The 238-nt window shown below is 40.8% G+C and carries 1 protein-coding gene; it reads right to left on the reverse strand.

Annotated features, from left to right (window positions below):
- Positions 1-238: DinB/UmuC family translesion DNA polymerase (locus RM51_RS18895; RefSeq protein WP_039373347.1), on the reverse strand; the 238-nt coding region annotated here is incomplete at both ends.

The raw sequence follows: 238 nt of genomic DNA on the forward strand, positions 1-238 counted from the left end.
ATCAAAACCTGAAGCTCTGCCTACTGCATCACTCCCAAAGCGGTTTTTCAGATAATCCATCGTTTGATACAAACTCATCTGCTCTTCGGTATCTTCAAAAAGGTTCATCTGATGGTTACCATGAACAAGCCCGGTAAAGCGTAATCCTATCAAACGAAGCCTCATCCTTCTTGTGTATACTTTATTAAAAAGCTCCAAAGCTACTCTTGACAAGGTATGGTCAGCAGAAGTATAAGAG

Origin of the sequence: Chryseobacterium taiwanense, from assembly GCF_000813825.1 — a bacterium.
Classification (GTDB): Bacteria; Bacteroidota; Bacteroidia; order Flavobacteriales; family Weeksellaceae; genus Chryseobacterium; species Chryseobacterium taiwanense.